Below are 581 nucleotides of genomic sequence, written 5' to 3' on the forward strand. Positions count from 1 at the left end.
CGGCCGAAGGAGGATTTGCGCCAGTTGCAGATGATCTACCAGATGGCCGATGTGGCGATGAACCCGCGCCAGACCGTCGCCACCATCATCGGCCGGCCGCTGGAGTTCTATTTCGGCATGCGCGGCCGCGAGCGCGACAGGCGCGTTACCGAACTGCTCGACAAGATCGAGATGGGCAAGGGCTTTTCCGATCGCTACCCGGCCGAGCTTTCCGGCGGCCAGAAGCAACGCGTCTGCATCGCCCGGTCACTTGCCGCCAAGCCCAAGTTGATTATCTGCGACGAGGTCACCTCGGCACTCGATCCGCTGGTGGCACACGGCATTCTCGAGCTGCTGCTCGAGCTGCAGAAGGAAGAGAACGTCGCCTATCTGTTCATCACGCATGACCTCGCCACTGTGAAGTCTATCGCCGATTCGATCGCGGTTATGTATCGCGGCGAGGTGGTACGCTACGGCCCCAAGAGCAAGGTGCTGAGCCCGCCCTTCGACGCCTACACCGACCTGCTGCTCTCCTCGGTTCCGGAGATGGAAATCGGCTGGCTGGAAAAGGCAATCAAGGGACGGCGCATGGCCAGCGCGGG

The 581-nt window shown here is 62.3% G+C and carries 1 protein-coding gene; it reads left to right on the forward strand.

Annotation, left to right across the window (positions count from 1 at the left end):
• A partial coding sequence (locus NKH52_RS35455; RefSeq protein ID WP_352736907.1) for an ATP-binding cassette domain-containing protein occupies positions 1 to 581 on the forward strand: 581 nt, incomplete at both ends.

This window comes from Mesorhizobium sp. M1066, from assembly GCF_040318635.1.
Taxonomy (GTDB): Bacteria; Pseudomonadota; Alphaproteobacteria; order Rhizobiales; family Rhizobiaceae; genus Mesorhizobium.